The following is a 19,771-nucleotide window of genomic DNA, read 5'->3' as shown; positions in this document are numbered from 1 at the left end:
CAAACAGGTTCATCCCTACAAATGTATGATATTATAACGACATACCCCTTTATTTTGTATGTTCTTCTCTCATTTTTTAGTCTCTTTTGTATTACCTTTGTATAATATAAACGAGTTAACTGTACACGTATGAGACTATCCGTATTTGCCCTGATCTGTCTGTCTCTTACCGCATGTGGCATTTGGAAAAAAGGGTATGAAAGAATATCCTTCAGCCAGGAATGGGACTTTGTTTTGGGCGGAGGACAAACAGATGCTTTCATATCCGAAGGCGATACACTGTGTGAGGGCATGGATGGATATCGGAAACAATTCAAGTTGCCCGAAAAAGACAAAGGAAAAGTGATCTGTCTGGATTTTGAAAGAGCGACCCTGAATCGTAAGATCTGGCTGAACGGACATTGGTTATGTCCTCGTCCTGACGGAAATGCCTCGTCTCGTTTTGTCCTAACACCGTTTCTGAATTATGGCAAGAAAGAAAATATATTACTTGTTCAAACAGACAGTTGCGTACAATTTAACTCTCACCGGGATTCGGATTCTGATATCGGCCGGAATGTATGGCTGGTGAAAGCCGGACAGGTTCATGTGGATAATTGGGGAACGAACATCACTATCCCGGTCATTAATGCGGACAAGAGTACGGTCGAAATTGAAACACCCTTGAAGAATGAAGCCTCTGGCGTAATCGTGGAAGTTTCTACCCGGATACAGGATCGGGAAGGGAAAGTTCTCTATCAGATATCCTCTCCGGCAGAGATCGCAGCTGGAGGGAAGAAGGTCGTTATACATACGATAGAAATGTTTTATCCGGAACGATGGAGTGTCCGAAATCCTTATCTATACACTGCTATAGTAGAAGTGAAAGTTGGTAATGAATTGATAGATAGCCATCAAACTACATTCGGCATGCATTCGCTCGATAGTATATGAATTTTTTCTCGAAAAAGTTTGCAGATTAAAAAAGATACCCTATATTCGCATCATAAATTTTTTCATAGTTAAGGTTTTGGTTAATAAGAAAGGATTGCCTGTGAGGGTGATCCTTTTTGCTTTTATAATGAGTCTATTCTAAATGAACCTGCAAAGTTATCGTGCTCATCTTCCGCTCGAAGTGACAGAAGGCTGTCCGGGTGAGCTAAGCCTGTTGAGCGATGAACGTTCGTTTTATAAGCATAATTTAAAGAATAATGGAACTTCCAAGAGATGGTAATCAGGGATATTTGTGTAAATTTGCCCGGAAATAAAAGAGTTTATGGAAGTAAAGATCATAAATAAGTCACACCATCCGCTGCCGGGATACGCGACTCCGCTGTCGGCAGGAATGGATATCCGTGCAAATCTGACGGAACCGGTAGTTTTGAACCCCCTTGAACGGAAACTGATTCCGACCGGATTATATATCGCATTGCCGGAAGGCTATGAGGCACAGATGCGCCCCCGTAGCGGTCTGGCATTGAAGCATGGCATTACATTGCTGAACACTCCGGGTACTATCGATGCGGACTATCGCGGCGAGATCGGTATAATCCTGATAAATCTCTCATCCGAACCTTTTACCGTCAATGACGGAGAGCGGATTTGCCAGATGGTGATCACGACTCATAGCCAGGTCGCTTGGCAGCTGGTGGAAGCGCTGGACGACACCGAACGGGGTGCTGGCGGCTTCGGTCACACAGGGAAATAATTCTGAATTGACAATTAATAATTGATAATTGACAATTATGAGGAAAATGCTAAAGTTGCTGTTTTCGATATTGTTCCTATTCCCTTTGATGGGATGTCCGCTGTCGTTGAGGGCGCAGGGACAGGAGGCGGATCAGCGGAAATTCGATTACTTCTTCTACGAAGGGCTGAACTTGAAGACTGCCGGAAAATTCGATGCTGCTTATGATGCCTTTAACCATTGTCTGGCGATCGACTCGACTGCTTCGGCCGTCTTATACGAACTTTCTTCGTTTTATGCCCAGCTGAACCGTCCGGAAAAGTCGTTGGAGATGTTGAGACGTGCAGTGGCTTACAGTTCCGATAATTTTACCTATAGACTGGCGTTGGCGACCATGAGCCGCAACCTTGGTATGTTCGGCGAGGCGGCGGAAGAGTATGAGAAGCTTGTAAAAGATTATCCCGGAAAACCGGAGTTGAACTATTACCTGGCGGATGCGCTTACACAGGAAGGCGAAATCGGGAAGGCGATCGATGCTTATGACGCCCTCGAATCGTCCATCGGTATGAATGAAGCGCTTTCAATGCAGAAATATAAGTTGTATAACGCGTTGGAGCAGACCGAAAATGCGTTCAAAGAGGTGGAAAAGCTTGCCGACAAGTTCCCGATGGAATCCCGCTATCAGATAATTCTGGGTGATCTTCACCTGGAAAAGAATGATACGGTCAAAGCACTGAAATATTATCAGAAAGCGCACGAAATCGATCCGGGAAGTCCTTATTACATTGTCTCCATGGCGAACTATTATGAAGCTGTCGGTAATAAGGACGCTGCCGAGACGCAGATACGCAATGCATTGGTGAATGAAAAGCTGGATGTCGATACGAAAGTCGGTATCCTGTCCCGCTATATTCTCAAATTGCAGCAGACGAAGAAAGGGACCGAGAGCGCGAATGCCCTTTTCCTGACATTGCTGGAACAACATCCGGAAGATATCGATCTGAAACAGATGTACGGTAGTTTGCTGATTACGCAGGGAAAGACAGACGAAGCCCGTTTCCAGTTTCAGCTGATTACCGAGATGGAGCCTTCGAATGCTGCTGCCTGGCAACAACTCCTGAATCTGGCGTTGAAGTCGGAAGACATCCCCGAAGTGATCCGTATTTGTACCCGTTGCCAGGAGCTTTTCCCCGATGCACCGGAGTATTACTTTTATCTTGGGATCGCTTATTTCCAGCAGGAAAAGTATCAGGATGCACTGGATACTTACAAAGCCGGCCTGGAGATTATTCCAGAGACGAACGTCGGGTTGAAGTCTGATTTTTATGGGCAGATAGGCGATATTTACTATCAGATCAAGAATATGCCGGAAGCCTACAAGGCATATGACGAAGCTTTGAAATATAATGATAAGAATGTGGTCGTCCTCAATAATTATGCCTATTTTCTTTCACTGGAAAAGAAAGACCTGAAAAAGGCGGAGCGGATGAGCGCGTTGGCGGTCAAACTGGAACCGAACAATTCGACTTATCTTGATACCTATGCTTGGATATTCTTTGTACAAGGAAACTATACGCTTGCCAAGATATACATAGAGAGCGCTCTTGCCAACGATACGACCAAAAGTTCCGAACTGGTGGACCATTACGGCGATATCCTCTTTATGAGCGGTGATAAGGAAAAAGCGCTTGAACAGTGGAAGAAGGCGAAGGAGATGGGAAAAGAAAGTGAGGTACTGGATCGCAAGATCGCAGAAGGAACCTATATAGAAGAGGAGGTCAAGAATGAATAAGATAAGCTTTGCCTTTGTGCTGGCCTTTTTTATCGCCCTGTCGTTCACAGGCTGCAAATCGACCAAGAAAGTCGGTACGGTCGAAGCAGGCGGAGCGAAAGCGCATAACGAGTTCTTTGCGCTTATGCAGGAGCAGGCGTTTAAGTATGAAACCCTGACCGCACGCCTGAACGTAGACTTGAACCTGCCGGGTAACAATATGAGTTCTCGTGTTGACCTGAAGATGGTAAAAGACAGCGCTTTCCAGTTGTCCGTACAACCTTTTTTAGGTATTGAGGTTTTCCGCGCCGAGATCAGTGTGGATAGCGTAAAAGTGATCGACCGCATGAACAAGCGCTATGTAGCTGATAATTATGCCAACCTAAAAGGGCAGACGCCGATTGAGTTCAATTTTTATAATCTGCAGGCGCTTTTCACCAATCATCTGTTCCTTCCTGGACAGCAAGGGATCAGCCCGAAGCAGTATAGTCGTTTTAAGTTGAAGCAGGACGGACCCACAGCCGAAATACAGGTAAAGGATGTGATGGGACTATTGTACACTTTTATGGCGGATGGAGAGGAGAAGATTCTCTCAACCTGTATTGCCGAACCTTCAGACCGTTACGCCCTGCAATGGGACTATGCCGATTTTCGCTTGGCAGACGGACAGCCATTCCCGATGAAAATGGATGTGCAGGTGATGAAGGAGGGCGCTTCGCAAGGAGGAATTACACTGTATTTCTCCCGTATGCAGACGGATGTCCCGGTGAAAATGGATTTTTCCATTCCTGCCAAATATAAACGTATCACATTGTCTCAGATCATCAAATCGTTGAGTAGTAGTAAGATGTAAGATGAGATATCTCTGGTTCGTCATATTCGTGCTGTCGATCGGTTCTGTTTTCGCACAGAACTCGGCAAGAGTGCGCGAACTCGAAAAACAGCGTAAAGCCGCACTTGCCGAGATCGAGATGACCAGCCAGTTATTAGACGAGACGCGGCAGACGGCACGTAACTCTCTAAACCGGCTAAACCTGCTCTCCAAACAAATTCTTTCCCGTAAACAGGTTATCAGTCTCCTGAACCAAGAGATCGGGGAAATAGACAAACAAATAGCTTCTTCCCGCCGTAACATCTCCCAACTGGAAAAAGAGTTGGGGAATAAACGGCAGAATTACGGTAAATCGGTTCAAAGCATGTACAAACGCCGTAGTTCGCAGGATAAATTGCTGTTTATCCTTTCCGCTGACAATTTCGCCCAGTCTCTTCGCCGTATGCGTTACCTTCGCGAGTATGCCGACTGGCAGAAGAAGCAAGCATCCGAAATTATCGATAAGCAAAAGGAAATTGCCGACAAGCAGAAAGAACTGGAAAAGACGCGTTCCGAGAAGAACGCCTTATTGGGGGCACGGGAAGATGAAAGCCGCAAGCTCCAGACCGAAGAATCGAGCCAAAAAGAGGAGGTGCAGCAGTTAAACAAGAAACAGAAGCAGTTGCAGGCTGATCTGAAAAAGAAGAAGAAGCAGGCTGATGCCCTGAACCGCCAGATCGAAAAGCAGATAGCTGAAGAAATCGCCCGTGCCGAAGCCGAAGCCGCCCGTGAGCGGGCCGCCCGTGCTGAAAGGAACCGTCTGGCACGTGAAAAGGCAGCTGCTTCAGGCAAGAAAGTCCCTGATACCGCACCTGAGACAGAGCAGGTCCGTGAGGAACGTGTTGCCGATACCAAAGGGGGATATGCCATGACAAAAGCCGAGAAACGTTTGTCTGATGATTTTGCAGGCAATAAGGGCCGTTTGCCCTATCCTGTGTCCGGTCGCCATACGATTGTCGCTGCCTTTGGCGAGCAGCAGCATCAGGAACTGAAGTATGTCCGTACGAATAACAGCGGTATCGATATCCAGACCGCTCCAGGGGCTGATGCTCGTGCCGTGTTCAATGGCGAGGTGACACGCGTGTTCGTTGTCCCGGGATATAACAATTCGGTCATTATCCGTCACGGTAACTATCTGACGGTTTACAGCAATTTGAGCCAGGTCTATGTGAAGGCAGGCGATAAGGTAAGTACCCGCCAGGCGATCGGAAAGATTTTTACCGATACTGAGGATGGCAATGCTACGATCCTTCATTTCCAGCTTTGGAAAGAAAAGACGAAATTGAATCCAGCTCCGTGGCTGGATTAGGAAAAAACTTCCTGTTTAAATTGCTCTCGCAAAGCGTACATACTATTGTTATCATTGTCTGGGAACCAGCATAAAGGTCGATTTTTATACGGTTTCAAATAGTTTTGTAATGCTTTGGGACAAGAGTTGTAGGTAGCCTGATCTTTTAAGATTGTTTTTTGATGAGCATATACATGATGCAGCCCGTCATCTAAATGTATGGCTTGCGGGCGAATATAATGTTTAATTTTGCGAATGAAGGTATAGGGAATCAAACGCAACAGTTTGTCTATTGTGCGAGCTTTTGGATTCATTTGAAAATCAAATGGGATGGAGCGTAGAGGTTCATTATATAGTCCTTGTTGTTCACATTCATATAGAAAATTGCGGTATAATTTGTAGTCTACGTGCAACGATTGCCAATATTTAACCAGCTCTTGGTCCCATAAAGGTGCACGCCAATCAAATCCGAAATATTCATATACACGGACACTGTTCAATAAAAATTTGCAATGCCATTCTTGCCAATAGAAGTATTCTGTAAAGTTATTATAAGGTAAAGGGGTTTGCCTGATCATATCAGTAATCTCTTTTAAAAGATGTTTGGGACGTGTTTTGTAACTCCATTGATTGATGCAGTATCTCAAATAATTGATAACATCTTTCTCCGACTGTAGTTCTTTTATATTTCTTAGACATTGAGAACCTGTGATAAAATCGAATGTATGTCCTGGAACAAAAATATCGTCAGGGTGGAAAACACCCTGTTTGTTCAGTTCATATACTGCTAACAGATCTTGTATATGCGGATTGCTTATTCCGTTGAAAGCAAAGTCGAAATATCGGTTAAAATCGGCAGTTTGTCGTATTTGATACCACTTTTCAGCAGTATATTCAACGAAATACCAAGGATACCCTAATGCATTAGCCACTCGTTGGCTTAATTGAGCTTGCCGATTGTTGACTTCTCCGTATGAAAAACAAATCACATTTTTAATTCCCAGCTTATGTATTTGATTGATAATCATACGAGAATCATGCCCTCCACTTAAAGGTACAATCCAATTATGTACGGTCGGAGCACTATCTGACATTCGTTGGAAAACATGGGCAAATATTTCGTTTTGCTTGTTGATCTCTTCTTTAGTTATGAGTTGCTGCTTGTTTTCGGTATTTAGCGTATAGCGAAAATAACGTTTTGACTTGGCAGTCTCATTTTGTTTAGATAATTCTACTATTTCGGCAGCTTGTATGCCAAATACCTCTTTGTAAATCGTATGGTTTCCGAACGTCAAACTTGAAAGGAGGAATGTTTCGGCCTGAGAAATATCCACTGTAGGTTTGAGTACATAATCGGCTTTTAGAGATAAAAAATCATCTGTGATATATAGGACACCCTTATTTTTTAGATAGATTAAGGGATATGACCGTGTTCTGTCTGCAATTAAAAAGACGCTTTGATGTGTGGTAATTACTAAAGCATAGCTCCCATTGAGTGTGTTTGCTAATTGATAAGCATCATCTGCGCCGAATGTGTTCGGATCAATTTGCGATTCGATAAATTGGTGGAAGGCTTTATCCGGATAGCAAGTGTCAGGAGTAGAAGCCCATCCGATGCTATGAATTCCGTTTCCGGATATCCATTTATTTCGATATAACTTAATTTGAACGTCCATGATTTTTGTTTGTGAAAGAATTAAAAAGATGTACTAAAATACTCATATAATTGAGTCCAAACAAGCGACTGCTTGCGACGAGCACTAAATAAAAAAGCAGAAATGCCATCAGCAAGGTAATCAATGGTGGATATGATTCCTGAAAGGCCGATGTACTCCAGTAAATCAGAGAGGCAGTCAATAGGCTGTGAAATAGCACCTTGCTCAGAAATAACAAAATTCTGCTTGTAAACACAGTTGTTTGTAACTCCCTTTTTATGTAAAGGTAAAACACGACTACTAACAAGATTGTATTGGTAATTGATATACAAGCAATAGCAATCGGGGAAGAAAAGAGACGAATCCCAATAGCCTCCGTTACCCAGATGGATAAGGCAGATAAGAAGTAAAAAGATGAATATACTTTTAACTTTTTGAGTGCCAATAAAAGGGGAAGGAATGGATAAATATTAAATAAATTGCTAATAAGTATGATTTGAAAGTAAATGGCCGAACAAGTATAGTTTTTCCCATAAATGAACGTAACAATCTCTGTCGCAAAAAAGAAACAAAATACTAAGATCGGATAGAGCAACAAGCAGGTTTTTCGGATGGCATTTTGCCATGATCGGATAGCCTCGTTTAGTTTCTTAGTAGTATTGGCTTGTGAAAACATTGGTATCAATACAGTTAGGACACTTCCTGACACCATAGTTGCTAAAGGAAATTGTATGAATCCATTGGAATATTCGGCAAAAACAGCTTCTCCAAAATATCGGCTGATGAAAAACTGATCGGCTGAATTGAATAGCATCAAAGCAAAGTCTGCACTCAACAAAGGAATAGAATAGCCAATGACATCTCGTATATTCAAATGGCTTCTCTGACAGTGATATCCTTTGTATGGCTTAGCTATCAAAAATAGAGCCACAATGAGCATACAAGCAGACGAGAAGACCAAGCCATGAAGAGCTACTTGACAACTTGCCTGATAGAAAATGACTGGAAGTGTAATACCGCATAAAACCATGAATCGCGAGAAAATAAGATAAATCGCTTGATAATGGCTTTTATGTTCGTTCATGTAAATGCTTTCCATAGTGAAAGTCGGCATCAGCAACAAGGGGACCGGCGCATATATTTTTAGTGCATCTGCCAAGGTTGGGTTATTCAATATCTCAGCAATAGTAGAGGAGCCAAAATATAAGCAAGAAGAAAACAGCAATCCTAAGAAGATGAATATTATTTCAAACTGGAGAACTAAGTATTTTTGCTCTTCTTTCTTTAATTTTGGCAGAAAATAGGTAAGTGTTTCCGGAAGACCTGCCATGAAGATTAATGAAAAAGATGCATATAAATACATGATTTGTTTATAGGTCCCATAATCTTCTTTGCTAAGAAAACGGGACAGAATCGCTGCACTGACAAAAGCCAATGCAAATGAGCTAAGTCTTCCGAAACCTAACCAAAAGGCTTGCATAATATTGCTTTTGTCTTTTAACAGTTGGATCATTTTATACCAGTTGTAGTCCGTCTAATAACTTCACATACATATCGATTGCTTCCCGTATCTCCATCAGGCCGATATATTCGTCGGCGGCATGGGAACGGGCGGAGTTTCCCGGTCCGATCTTTACGGAAGGGAAGTGCATGAGGGCCTGGTCGCTTAAAGTAGGCGAACCGAAAGGCTCTTTCCCCATCATGACGGCGCGACGTACGAACGGATGTTGCAAATCTGTACGGGTAGAGTTGAGGCGGAAACTGCGGGCCTTTATTTCGCAGCCGACCTGAGGCTTGATCAGTTCGAACAGCTTTTCGTTGGGATAGAATTCGTTTGTCCGGATATCGACGGTAAATTCGCAGCGGTCCGGAATGACATTGTGCTGTGTACCGGCATGGATAATCGTTACGCTCATTTTCACCGGTCCGAGGAAATCACTTTTTTCCGGGAATTGATAGCTGTTGAACCATTCGATATCTTTCATAGCGAGCGTGATGGCATTGATCCCTTCGTTCCGGGCGGCATGTCCGGCCTTACCGGTACTTACGCAATCCAGGACCATCAGCCCCTTTTCGGCTATGGCAGGTTGCATACCAGTCGGTTCGCCGACAACGGCGAATGAGATGGGAGGAAGGTCGGCAAGAGCACTTTCCAGCCCGTTCTTACCGGAAACTTCTTCTTCGCATGAAGCCAAGAAGATCAGGTTGTAGGGTTGTTCCTTTCCTGACAACACTCTGAATGCCTCGTAAAGAGAAACTACGCTCGCGCCGGCATCGTTGCTGCCGAGACCGTACAGACGTTCGTCTTCCGTCTCCTCTGGCTTAAACGGATCTTTGGTCCAGCCCGAAGCCGGCTTGACAGTGTCGATATGCGAATTAAGCAGCAAGGTAGGCTTGTCCAAATCAAAACCAGGAGCAATTAGCCATAGGTTATTCCCCTTGCGGTTCACCTTATACCCGGCCTTTTCCCAACTTTTCTTGAGAAAATCAGCCACTTCTCCCTCTTCCCTGCTGAAAGAAGGACGTGAAATCATCCCTTTTAATAGGTCTATTGCGTCGTAGTACATGATATGTTTTATTCCGTTAATATTCTATCCACCGTTTCCCTGTCTTTTTTCAGTTGGTCGATCAATTGGTCGAGGGAGTTGAATTTGATGTCGCCTCGTACGTGTTGTATGAACGCGACTGTTATTTCATTATTGTAGATATCGCCGGAGAAGTTGAGGATGTTTACTTCCAGTGTGATGTTGTCACCGTTGTCCAAAGTCGGGCGGTTGCCGATGTACAGCATTCCTTTGTAGCGCTGTTCGTTCAGATAGACCCGAACGGCATATACGCCGATACCCGGAATAATCTTGAAAGGTTCGTCTACCTGGATATTGGCGGTCGGAAAACCTAATTTCCGGCCAACCTTATAACCACTGACGATGCTTCCCCTCAGCCCATAAGGATAAGTCAGCAGATGAGCCGCCTCTTCTACCCGGCATTCCGCAAGGAGTTTCCGTATTTCGGACGAACTGACGGCCGCCTCACCTTCGCTGTATTGCGAAGCTTTGATCACCCGGATGCCGTAATTCTTACCATACGTTACATATTGCTCGAAGCCATCCTCGCGGTTATGCCCGAAGCGATGGTCGTAGCCGATCAGCAAAGTATCCACATGCAACCGGTCTGCTAATACGGTCGTGATAAACTCTTTTGCCGTCAGGCGGGATAGTTCGAGAGTGAAGTCTAACACGATACAATAGTCGATCCCGGTGGATGCCAAATGTTTCAATTTCTCTTCGAACGAATTGAGCAGCTTAGGCTGATAGTCGGCGTGCAGGACTGCACGGGGATGTTCGGGAAACGTAATGACGGCGGAAGGCAATCCAGCGGCCTCGGCCACCTGCTTCAGTTCGTGAATCAGAAAACGATGTCCCAGATGAACTCCATCGAAAAAGCCGATAGTGGCTACCAGCCTTTTCCCTTTCAATGTCTCCGTATCTCTTACAACTATCATTTTTCAGTCTTAGGTGCTTATATTACATCTACAAAAGTACATAAAAACTGCGAGTAATAATAATACGGAAATAAATCGTACATTTGGAAAGTGATTTGAACGAAAAACATTTGTATTAAGTTTATATGAAAAAAACATGTATCTCCCTATGCCTAATTGTATTTGCTGTACTTCAGGCATACGCCTCATCTTCCTGGAAAGAAACAAGAACAGTCATCTTTACCCCCGCAGGAAGTGAAAAAACACATCTGCTCGAACCCGATCAGAGCGTCTCCGAAATCGTTACCTTCGGGCAGTCCGGAATCCCGACACGGAAATTCCTGCGCGTGATCGGAGGAGTGAAGATGTCTGCCCCTTTTCAGAGCAGAGGTGAAGAAATGTTCCGTCGGTCTGAGTTTTATATTGACGACAACTTGGATTCTGTGATCCGTAAAAAGGATCGTTATTCGCTTTATTTCAAAGGCGAAGACAATAATTTCGAGCGCCATGCCTATTACCGCATTTCCGGTAAGTTGCTGAAACCGGGTGAACTGACGGTTACGCTGCCGGTCGTGAAGAAACAGGATTTGACTGTTTCCAAGAATGGCGATTTCGGAGTCGAAATCGAATTGTTCTACCAGAAACCGGGACGGGGGGCTGACGATATCTATGATAAGCCGGATTCTGTGCTCTACATGCCGGTCCCGGAAGGTACGGGAAAATACCAGACGGTGTCTGAGACATTCGTATTGCCGGAAAATGTGGCTTGCGCTTTCCTGCGTGTTGGCGGAACGCATTTCAGCGGCGAATGTTGGGTGGAAGCTCCGCGCCTGACACAGGACAAGAAGGTGGTTTGCTCCATACCATTTACCAAATTTACCCAAAAAACGGACGACTACAACTACTGGATCGGCTGTAATCTCGCAACCCGTAGCTGGCCGATGTGGAAGCTCGAATTTAATGGAGAGACGCTCTTCGAGGGAAACATCTTCGACCGTGCTTCCAATGTGGCGGATTTCTATATTCCGCTTCCGTCTTCCTTGCAAGGCAGTGGCGAGATGAAGCTGACACTTCGGAAAGAACCGCATCGCGCCGCTTATCCGTATGAATTGAGAGGTTTGGAGATCATCGAAGAGACAGCACGTGATTTCGAAGTCGTTTCCGTCCCCGAATATGTTGCCAAAAACGCCTCTTTCGGCATATTGGTGGAAACGAATAAACCGAGTGTCAGCCTCAAAGTAAAGGCAAACGGTGCTGCCACGCCCGCCGAGCAGGAATGTTTGTTTGAAAAGCCCGGTCTGCATGTTGTAGAAATGCGTGCAGGCGAGGCCGGTCACGCTATCCCGCTGGTGTTTGATGATGGTAGCCGTACGGAGCAGGCACAAATCCGCCAAGTAATCGACAAGGAAGCAGAGCAGATTTACCTTTCGTCTGGTGATGAAATCTATATCGACAAGCAATATACGCCGTATGATTATTTTTTTAAATGGTATATTTCCAACCGGATCGGTAACTGGTATCAGTTCCGTCCTTCCTACCAGTGGAGCGGTTTCCGTGTTGCCGACCCTGCCGTAATCGGCTATTACACCCGGTTGCTGGACCAGTTGAAAATCCCGTACGCTTGGCAAGTCGAAGGGCGTACGCTGGCAGGAAGCCGGATCAATCCTTCTTTGGAAACATTGGCTTCCCCGATGTTCCGTGGCAAGCAGGCGCATGAGAATGACGGCGGCTACTATTACTGGCAGCATTTCCAGTATCAGGGAGTCTTCTCTGATATGGCGGCACGCAACCGTCCTTATGGCGGAATCTTTGCCAAACGTCGTCCGATTTATACCGATCACGGTGTCTTTATCCATTATGATCCGGAAGGAGTGACGGATATGGCCGACGGCGCCCGCAAACTCGTTGCCAATTTCCGCTATTCCAAAGGTCCGAGTACACGCCATACGGGACCATCCACATTGTTCCGCTATCTGTATCAAGCCGGTTACGACTGGTTGGGAGCCGAACAAATGTACGGGCCGGAAGAAATCATACTCTCTTCCTTGCGTGGTGCATCCCGCGCCTACAGCCGTCCGCTTTACGGGACGCTTCATGCCATGCAATGGGGCTCAGGCCCGTTTACCGATCCGAAGCACTCCTTGCGTCTGTATATGTCGCTGGCTGTTGCTTATATGCACGGTTCTTCCCACATGAATACGGAAGAAGCCTTGTGGACGGACGAATATATGAACGACCGTTATTCCGTTTCCGGCAAGGAACACCTGTTTGCCCAGCATCAGATGCTCGATTTCGTGGAAACGCATTCCCGCCGTGGAGATCTGAGAAGCAATATTGCCGTGATTCAGGGACGTAATGACGCTTGGAAATCGTTCGGTCGCGGTAGCCTGTGGTCGCAGAAGGGTGATAAATGGAAGTTCAATAAGGCATGCGAAAGTTTCGATCTGCTGAATGTCTTCTATCCGGACAATATCGTGGATGGCTGCGGGCCGGAAGGTTGGTTCACTTCCACCCCTTACGGTACGGTTGACTTGCTTCCTGTCGAAGCACCTCAAGATGTGATGGACCGGTATAAAGCGATGATCTTCCTCGGATGGAACAGTTATGATGCGAATGATTTCCTGCGTATCCGGGATTTCGTATTCAAAGGCGGAACACTTTTGCTTACGGCTGCTCATCTGAATGAAGAGTTGCAGCCCGACCAATCGGTCCGTTTTCCTTCCGACGATGCGGTTATCCGTGAGATGTTGGGAGAAAATTACCAACAATTAACAACTAAGACAGAGATTACCTGTGGTTTGGGAAAAATCATCTATTTCCCCCAGAAAGCCTATCCTGCCGAAACAACGTTGAAAGCTGACTACGTGGCAGCCATGAAAGAGATTGCAGCCAAGACTGCCGGTGAGGAAGTCTGTAAAGGCTGGATGGAGGCGGCTCCTTCCGTCGGTTTCACGGTTTGGGATCACTCGGATCGCCGTACGATCTATCTGTTGAACGCTGATTGGACGAGCGACCAAGAACAGCGTCCGGCTACCTTCATATATAAAGGTAAGAGATTCCCGGTAGCTGTACGCCGCTATCATATCGAAACCATACATTGCGCTGATGGATTGGCTGTTATGCCGGCTTCTAATACGACGGATATCCTGTCTGTCTGCAAGAAAGAAAATGGATGGGCAGTCAAGGCCCAGACTACTGGAAACGATATTGTTCAATGTATGAATGCTGTCACCGGGAAGGTCGAACCTATAAAATTCGATAAGCCGGGTGTGCATGAAGTGTTTGTTAATGAATAATTAGATTTTTTTTCTATATTTGCAAGTATGGGGAATGCATCTTTGGACATAGATCATTATCAACATATTTATACGGAGTATGCCCCGATGTTGATGCGCTTTGCGGAGAAGTTTGTTTCCGGCTTCTTTGCAGAAGATATTGTTCACGATGTATTCCTGAAACTGTGGGACAAGCAGGTGTTCCGCCTTCCGGAGAGTGACCTGAAACGGGTGCTTTATGTCTCCGTACGGAATGCCTGCCTGGATTACCTCCGCCGGATGAATATGGAGCAGGAGATCATCGATCACCGTGCCCTTCAGTTAAAATTGGACGAACTTGATTTCTTTGAAGCTTCCGACGAACTTTTCATGCGAAAGGATCTGCTCGATTTGCTGATGAAAAAGGTTGCCGAACTGCCTGAAAGAAGCCAGGAAGTCTTCCGTATGTCCTATCTCGAAGGTCTGAAAGCGGCCGAAATAGCAGAACGCCTGAATCTCTCCGTCCGAACGGTCGAGAACCTGCTTTATCGTTCCCTCCTTTATCTGCGCAAGAACTGTTCGAATCTGTTCCTGCTTATCTTTCTTTTATAAAGGATTTGTGGGTCTTTTTCTCTCCTCATCCTTTCCAACCAATCGGTATTTAGCCGCTTGTCGACAACTGTCAGCAGGCTTGCCGACGATTGTCGGCAGACGACGTGATGCCGGAAAAAGTTCGGCAGCATCGGAGCTTTCGGGAAGATCGGCAGGCATTTGAATCCTCTTTTGTGCTTGCAAACATGACAGTATCCCCCCTTAAAATTATGTTTTTTCTTAAATCTTTGGTTATTAGTGATATATGGAAATATTAGTTTGTTAAAAAATATTACCCTTGCGGGTAATTTGAATTAGATGGAGTATAAAAGTGAATTAGATGCGGTAGTAGTTTCGATTCGGACCAATGGCTTTTTCAAGAAATATGACAATAAGGAGAGGTTGGTTGTACCGACTCTTAATTGTATGATGAAAATATTTTATAAAAAAATCATTTTTCTTGTGAGTACTTTTTCTTTCCCGTTCGTTGTGTATATGTAAGAGCCAAGTTAACCATGTGTCGACTTTGTATCTACATCTAATTAATTAAAAAAATGGAAAACGAACATTCGGAATTAATCATCGGGTATTTGCAAGGACGGCTGCAAGGTCGGTCTTTGGACGATTTTTATGCCTGGGTGAATGAAAGTGCAGACAATAAAAAACTGTTTTTCGAGACGAAAGCACTTTATGAAGCCTGTGCACCTTCCCGTGATGTTTCTGAAATACACGATAGCTGGCTTCGCCTTCTCCATAAGAGAAAGTCCCGCCAGCGTAAAAGGTTTACCTTGTTAACGCGCATAAGTACTTATGCGGCTGTGGCAATCTTTGCCGCAGCCATTACTTCTACTGTATTTCTATTTTTTTCAAGAGAATATGATGGCTGGATTACCAGCTATGTAGGTGGAGACGGGCTTGAAGCGGATGTAGTTGTCTTGCCGGACGGAACCCGTGTCAGTCTCGGAACCCGGACTTCTTTCTCCTATGATTCCCGTTATGGTCAATCCGAACGTGTCGTGCAACTGGAAGGAGAAGCTTATTTTGAAGTCGCCAAAGATAAAGATAAGCCATTTATTGTCAATACGAAAGAGCAATCTATCAAAGCGCTCGGAACAAAGTTCAACGTCTCTGCTTATCCGACCGATTCACTTCTGACTACAACACTGCTGGAAGGTTCCGTCCTGTTGACCACGCAGAGCTTGTTACATCCTACGGTATTGAGGCCAAACGAACAGTTTGTCTATAACAAAAAAACGCAATCAGCCCTCCTGCAACAAGTCGACGCCAACCGGTTCGTTTCGTGGACAACCGGATATTATTATTTCCCCGAACAAAGTCTTGATGCTATTCTGTACCGGTTGAGCCATGTCTACGGCGTGCAGTTCACAGTCAAGTCGGAAGCCCTGAACCGGCGGACATTTACAGGGACTTTCTATCGCGGGCAGAGTATCAAAGACATCATGGAGATTATCCATTTGTCAATCCCGATCCGGTACAAGATCGATGATCATCATGTAATAATATCAGAAATCTAAATAAAAACAAATTGCTAATCTTAGTAGGAAATATGAACACCAGTTAGTCTTAAACAAAAAAAGAAGAGAAAATCTTGCTGGATCTCCTCTTCTGAAAGTGTGAACAATTAAACTCCCATTGCCGTGGGATCATGTTTAATCTTAAAAACATTCAAAAGTATGAATAATCAACGTATAGTTGTTTCTCTTAACCTGAAAAGAACTATAAAAATCATGAAATTAACCGTGTTAATGTTGGCTGTTTGTCTGTCGAACGTGGTTGCTTCCACCTATGCACAAACTGCCACTCTAAATGTTTCAGCTAAGAATGAAACGTTAGAAAAAGTGTTGAAACAGATCGAAAAGCAGTCTGAATTCCTGTTTTTCTATAATCTGGAAGAGATCAACAAGAATGAAAAGATCTCAATTAATGAGAAGAATGCCAATATTCAGACTGTGTTGGACGCCATTGCTGCTAAAACAGGACTGAAATATACTATCAAGGACCGTCACATCGTCCTGACTTCCGAACCGGCTCCGGCTTCTACCGCCGCCGCACAACAGGATCGTAAGGTGACCGGTACTGTAAGCGATGCATTCGGTCCTGTTGCCGGCGCAAACGTTATCCAGAAAGGTACGACTAATGGTACGACTACCGACATGGATGGAAACTTCTCCATTGAAGTTCCGGCTAACGCGACTTTGCAAATTTCCTTTATCGGATACATTCCGCAGGATATTGTTGTGAAGAACCAGAGTGTGATCAACGTTCTGTTGAAAGAAGATACGCAGGCTTTGGAAGAAGTAGTCGTTGTCGGTTACGGTACAATGAAGAAGAAGGATATGACAGGTGCGGTTGCCTCTGTAAAGATGGATGATACTCCTGTAGCGACAGTGTCTACAGTTAGTCATGCTTTGGCTGGTAAAGCTGCCGGTTTGCAGGTCAGCACGATTAGCGCCCAGCCGGGTGGACAATCAACATTCCGTATTCGCGGTGCTGCTTCTTCTGATAAGGCAGGTAATGATCCGTTGATCATTATTGATGGTTTCCCCGTGAATTCCCCGGGCTCATTGGATAGTGGTAACCAATATTCGGGAGGTAATAAAGATAATATCCTGGCTTCTATCAATCCAAACGATATTGAGTCTATCGAAGTGCTGAAAGATGCAAGCTCGACTGCAATTTATGGTGCCCGGGCTGGTAACGGTGTGATCATCGTGACTACAAAACGAGGTAAGAGCGGAGCAGCTAAGGTGCAGTATTCCGGATCGGCTTCTGTACAGCAGATTGCCAAATCTTATGAAATGTTAGACGCTTCCGGTTTTATGTCGGCAACAAACGATTACACTCGTGAACAGTGGATGCGTACGAACGGTGTTGGCATTTATGGAGGAAAAGAGGCTACAGATCCTTCTTTGCCGGCTTTGACGTTGCCTTATACGGATGCTCAGATTGCCAATCCGGCTAATAATACGAATTGGTTTGATGAAATATCCCGTTTAGGTTTTCAGACATCTCATAACTTGTCTATAACAGGTGGGAACGACAATACGAAATACCTGGTTTCCGGAAACTATTTTAATCAGAATGGGGTGATTAAAAATAATGGAATGACAAGATACTCCCTTCGTGCCAATTTAGACCAGAAATTGAGCAAATATGTAAAGATGGGGATTAATTTGACGGCGACACGTAATGAATATGACAATGTGCCTTTAGGTAGTGGCCAGAATGAAAATGCGGGAATCCTGGTTTCTGCGGCTCAGTTTAATCCGGCTTTACCTGTTCGGGACGAGAATGGTAATTATTCGATGAACTCCGATGCCTCTTTCTTACCGAACCCAGTTTCACTGTTGGATATTACAGATAAAACGACTCAGGAACGTTTGTTGGCAAATGCTTTTTTTGAAGTTCGTCCGATCGATGGTTTATTATTGAAGGCAAATTTCGGTATCGACCGTAATTATCAGAAACTGAAACAATATATGCCTACGACGACTCTTTATGGACAACGTGAAAATGGTGCGGCTTCTATTGCGCAGGGTGATAACTCTGACTACTTGATGGAATTGACAGCTAATTATACGAAACAGGTAGGCGATCATAATTTCAACGCTTTGGTTGGTCATTCTTATCAGTTGTTTACGTATGAAATGTTTTCTGGAAAAAGCAATGACTTCATTACAGATGGTTTCTTATACAATAACTTGGGTGCGGGTAATGCGAAACGTCCGACGGTCGAATCGAGTGCGACCAAATCTCGTATGGCTTCATTCTTCGGTCGTTTGAACTATACGTTTAAAGATCGTTATCTGCTGACAGCTACATTGCGTGCCGATGGTTCTTCTAACTTTGCTTCAGGTGAACGTTGGGGGTTCTTCCCTTCAGTTGCTGCCGGATGGAGATTTACGGAAGAAGAATTCTTGGCTCCTTTGAGAAGTGTATTGTCTAATGGTAAATTGCGTTTAAGCTATGGTGAAACAGGTAACTCCAATGTAGGAGATAAAGCATATAGTTATTATAAGGTAGGCAACAACAATATCTTTGGCAGTTCCATGATTAATGGTGTCTATTTGGATCAGTTCGGAAACAGTGTTTTGACTTGGGAAACAGCCCGTGAATGGAACGTTGGTCTGGATTTAGGTTTCTTGGACGGACGTATTAATGTGACTGCTGAATATTATCACAAAGTCGTTTCCGATTTGTTGAACGAACAGACTCTGCTGTCTTATAACGAGGTAAATAAAATCATTGCAAACGTGGGTAAAACTCAGAGCCAAGGTTTTGAATTGACAATCAATACGACTAATATCCGTAATAAGGACTTTGAATGGACATCAGACTTGACATTCTCTCTGTATCGTGACAAGTGGAAAGAACGTGATCCGAAATGGAAACCTAACGCTTATGACCAATATAACGGATGGATGCGTTATTATTCCGGCTATTTGTCAGATGGTTTGGTCCAGGTAGGTGAAACGATCGACCATATGCCTGGTGCATTACCCGGACAGGTAAAGATCAAAGATATCGACGGATATGTTTATGAAGCCGATGGTTCCATTAAGGTCGATAAACATGGTATTCCGATGAAGACTGGAAAACCTGATGGTAAGCTGGATGATGCAGATAAAGTGATCTACGGATCTGCCGATCCGGGCTATTTGTTCGGGTTTAATAATACTTTGCGTTGGAAAAACTTTGATTTCAATGTTTATTTCTATGGACAGTTTGATAAACTCTCTGCCGGAAGTTATAAGAAACAATGGTTGAGTAATAACGTTAATGACTTGCGTCGTGGCTATAATCAGCCTACTTCAATATCGGATCTTTGGTCTTCCAGCAATCCGAACGGTACGTTACCCGGATATTTCCAGACTGAAAGCGCATATGGAGTCGGTGATTATTATTATGAAAAGACTTGGTTTATCCGTTGTCGTAATATTACTTTAGGTTATAATATTCCAATTAAGACTAGCAAACATATTCTGTCTAACATACGTGTGTACTTCGACGTGAACAATCCGTTTACGATTACTCCGTATACAGGTCTTGACCCGGAAACTGACATTTCAAGTTCAGAAAGTGCTCCATCTCAGTTGCAATGGGCTTACCCGAATGTTCGTACTTACAGCTTCGGTTTGGATATTACATTCTAATAGTATAAACAGTTAAAAAT

The 19,771-nt window shown here is 44.4% G+C and carries 14 protein-coding genes; 10 read left to right on the top strand and 4 right to left on the bottom strand.

The genetic code is table 11. From position 1 onward, the window contains the following. Nucleotides 1-129: 129 nt before the first annotated feature. The 6 genes from NQ564_RS15025 (at nucleotide 130) to NQ564_RS15000 (ending at nucleotide 5,617) form a co-directional block, all read left to right on the top strand. Entirely contained in the window at nucleotides 130-933 is an 804-nt protein-coding gene (locus NQ564_RS15025; protein WP_008146542.1) for a sugar-binding domain-containing protein, read from the top strand. Between the two features lie 142 nt (nucleotides 934-1,075). After that, nucleotides 1,076-1,213 (top strand): hypothetical protein, encoded by a 138-nt coding sequence (locus NQ564_RS15020; RefSeq protein WP_008146541.1) that lies wholly within the window; start codon nucleotides 1,076-1,078, stop codon nucleotides 1,211-1,213. Nucleotides 1,214-1,255: 42 nt separating this feature from the next. Beyond that, nucleotides 1,256-1,687 carry a dUTP diphosphatase gene (dut, locus tag NQ564_RS15015; RefSeq protein ID WP_008146539.1) on the top strand — a complete coding sequence of 144 codons (432 nt, stop codon included), beginning with the start codon at nucleotides 1,256-1,258 and terminating at the stop codon, nucleotides 1,685-1,687. A gap of 37 nt (nucleotides 1,688-1,724) precedes the next feature. Then, on the top strand, nucleotides 1,725-3,458 hold the full coding sequence (locus NQ564_RS15010; RefSeq protein WP_008146537.1) for a tetratricopeptide repeat protein: 1,734 nt from the start codon (nucleotides 1,725-1,727) through the stop codon (nucleotides 3,456-3,458). Next, on the top strand, nucleotides 3,451-4,290 hold the full coding sequence (locus NQ564_RS15005) for a DUF4292 domain-containing protein (RefSeq protein ID WP_008146535.1): 840 nt from the start codon (nucleotides 3,451-3,453) through the stop codon (nucleotides 4,288-4,290). The genes NQ564_RS15010 and NQ564_RS15005 overlap by 8 nt, the downstream gene beginning before the upstream one ends. A 1-nt stretch (nucleotide 4,291) precedes the next feature. Next, nucleotides 4,292-5,617, top strand: coding sequence for a murein hydrolase activator EnvC family protein (locus tag NQ564_RS15000; protein WP_008146533.1), 1,326 nt, complete (start codon nucleotides 4,292-4,294; stop codon nucleotides 5,615-5,617). On the opposite strand, the gene NQ564_RS14995 is transcribed toward NQ564_RS15000, so the two are convergent. The 4 genes from NQ564_RS14995 to ribF are packed head-to-tail and all read right to left on the bottom strand — an operon-like array spanning nucleotide 5,614 to nucleotide 10,753. Next, the gene (locus NQ564_RS14995) at nucleotides 5,614-7,272 is read right to left on the bottom strand and encodes an adenine nucleotide alpha hydrolase family protein (RefSeq protein ID WP_129650216.1); all 1,659 of its coding nucleotides are present in this window, start codon (nucleotides 7,270-7,272) and stop codon (nucleotides 5,614-5,616) included. The two genes, NQ564_RS15000 and NQ564_RS14995, sit on opposite strands and share 4 nt — an antisense overlap. Beyond that, nucleotides 7,256-8,764: an oligosaccharide flippase family protein gene (locus NQ564_RS14990; protein WP_087375077.1), complete on the bottom strand. Its 1,509-nt coding sequence runs from the start codon at nucleotides 8,762-8,764 to the stop codon at nucleotides 7,256-7,258. Before NQ564_RS14990 ends, NQ564_RS14995 begins: the two co-directional genes overlap by 17 nt. 1 nt (nucleotide 8,765) lies before the next feature. Next, entirely contained in the window at nucleotides 8,766-9,818 is a 1,053-nt protein-coding gene (locus tag NQ564_RS14985; RefSeq protein ID WP_008146529.1) for a M20 family metallo-hydrolase, read from the bottom strand. A gap of 8 nt (nucleotides 9,819-9,826) precedes the next feature. Then, nucleotides 9,827-10,753: a riboflavin biosynthesis protein RibF gene (gene ribF, locus NQ564_RS14980; RefSeq protein WP_008146528.1), complete on the bottom strand. Its 927-nt coding sequence runs from the start codon at nucleotides 10,751-10,753 to the stop codon at nucleotides 9,827-9,829. 125 nt (nucleotides 10,754-10,878) lie between these two features. On the opposite strand from ribF, the gene NQ564_RS14975 reads away from it, so the two are divergent. The 4 genes from NQ564_RS14975 (at nucleotide 10,879) to NQ564_RS14960 (ending at nucleotide 19,751) form a co-directional block, all read left to right on the top strand. Continuing rightward, entirely contained in the window at nucleotides 10,879-14,028 is a 3,150-nt protein-coding gene (locus NQ564_RS14975; protein ID WP_008146527.1) for a hypothetical protein, read from the top strand. Between the two features lie 27 nt (nucleotides 14,029-14,055). Next, complete coding sequence (locus NQ564_RS14970; protein ID WP_008146526.1) at nucleotides 14,056-14,598, top strand: RNA polymerase sigma-70 factor; 543 nt, start codon at nucleotides 14,056-14,058, stop codon at nucleotides 14,596-14,598. A gap of 533 nt (nucleotides 14,599-15,131) precedes the next feature. Further along, nucleotides 15,132-16,112: a FecR family protein gene (locus tag NQ564_RS14965; protein WP_008146523.1), complete on the top strand. Its 981-nt coding sequence runs from the start codon at nucleotides 15,132-15,134 to the stop codon at nucleotides 16,110-16,112. Nucleotides 16,113-16,271: 159 nt separating this feature from the next. After that, a complete protein-coding gene (locus NQ564_RS14960; protein ID WP_129650213.1) occupies nucleotides 16,272-19,751 on the top strand; it encodes a TonB-dependent receptor in 3,480 nt (1,159 codons plus the stop codon). The last annotated feature ends 20 nt before the right edge of the window (nucleotides 19,752-19,771 follow it).

The sequence above is a fragment of the Parabacteroides johnsonii DSM 18315 genome, from assembly GCF_025151045.1.
GTDB lineage: Bacteria > Bacteroidota > Bacteroidia > Bacteroidales > Tannerellaceae > Parabacteroides > Parabacteroides johnsonii.
Note: the sequence above shows the minus strand (reverse complement) of the source record. Positions and strands in the feature narration are given on the sequence as shown.

Excerpts from the sequence above, each read along its gene's own strand:
- NQ564_RS15025 (WP_008146542.1), top strand. The coding sequence starts at position 130 with ATGAGACTATCCGTATTTGCCCTGATCTGTCTGTCTCTTACCGCATGT.
- NQ564_RS15020 (WP_008146541.1), top strand. The coding sequence starts at position 1,076 with ATGAACCTGCAAAGTTATCGTGCTCATCTTCCGCTCGAAGTGACAGAA.
- dut (WP_008146539.1), top strand. The coding sequence starts at position 1,256 with ATGGAAGTAAAGATCATAAATAAGTCACACCATCCGCTGCCGGGATAC.
- NQ564_RS15010 (WP_008146537.1), top strand. The coding sequence starts at position 1,725 with ATGAGGAAAATGCTAAAGTTGCTGTTTTCGATATTGTTCCTATTCCCT.
- NQ564_RS15005 (WP_008146535.1), top strand. The coding sequence starts at position 3,451 with ATGAATAAGATAAGCTTTGCCTTTGTGCTGGCCTTTTTTATCGCCCTG.
- NQ564_RS15000 (WP_008146533.1), top strand. The coding sequence starts at position 4,292 with ATGAGATATCTCTGGTTCGTCATATTCGTGCTGTCGATCGGTTCTGTT.
- NQ564_RS14995 (WP_129650216.1), bottom strand. The coding sequence starts at position 7,272 with ATGGACGTTCAAATTAAGTTATATCGAAATAAATGGATATCCGGAAAC.
- NQ564_RS14990 (WP_087375077.1), bottom strand. The coding sequence starts at position 8,764 with ATGATCCAACTGTTAAAAGACAAAAGCAATATTATGCAAGCCTTTTGG.
- NQ564_RS14985 (WP_008146529.1), bottom strand. The coding sequence starts at position 9,818 with ATGTACTACGACGCAATAGACCTATTAAAAGGGATGATTTCACGTCCT.
- ribF (WP_008146528.1), bottom strand. The coding sequence starts at position 10,753 with ATGATAGTTGTAAGAGATACGGAGACATTGAAAGGGAAAAGGCTGGTA.
- NQ564_RS14975 (WP_008146527.1), top strand. The coding sequence starts at position 10,879 with ATGAAAAAAACATGTATCTCCCTATGCCTAATTGTATTTGCTGTACTT.
- NQ564_RS14970 (WP_008146526.1), top strand. The coding sequence starts at position 14,056 with ATGGGGAATGCATCTTTGGACATAGATCATTATCAACATATTTATACG.
- NQ564_RS14965 (WP_008146523.1), top strand. The coding sequence starts at position 15,132 with ATGGAAAACGAACATTCGGAATTAATCATCGGGTATTTGCAAGGACGG.
- NQ564_RS14960 (WP_129650213.1), top strand. The coding sequence starts at position 16,272 with ATGAATAATCAACGTATAGTTGTTTCTCTTAACCTGAAAAGAACTATA.